Raw genomic sequence first — 322 nt, 5'->3', positions numbered from 1 at the left:
CCCGGCTCACCTGCTCCAGCTCACGGGCGATCCGCAGCGGGGCGTACATCAGCTCCTCGAAGCCGAGGACGAGGACGCGGTGGGCATCGGCGGGCAGGGGGGGGCCGATGCGGGCGGCCAGCCCGGGGGGCGCCGCTTCGAGGGGGGGGCGGGGGGGGGGGGGGGAACCCTCGCCGGCCCCCGGCGGGGAGGGGGGCGGCCGTGCGGGCGGCCACCCCCGGGGGGGCCGCCCGCGTTTCCCCCCCCCCCCCCCCCCCCCCCCCCGAAGCGGCCCTCCCCGGGCTGGCCGCCCGCATCGGCGCCGCCCTGCCCGCCGATGCCC

1 protein-coding gene is annotated in these 322 nt (G+C 84.2%); it reads right to left on the bottom strand.

Annotation, left to right across the window (positions count from 1 at the left end):
• Positions 1-52 (bottom strand): hypothetical protein (locus tag ADK64_RS48915; RefSeq protein ID WP_420712952.1); only part of this gene is annotated, 52 nt, incomplete at its 3' end.
• Positions 53-322 lie beyond the last annotated feature (270 nt).

Origin of the sequence: Streptomyces sp. MMG1121 (assembly GCF_001280015.1) — a bacterium.
GTDB lineage: Bacteria > Actinomycetota > Actinomycetes > Streptomycetales > Streptomycetaceae > Streptomyces.
The sequence above is the reverse complement of the archived record's forward strand: the minus strand, read 5'-3'. Positions and strand labels throughout refer to the sequence as shown.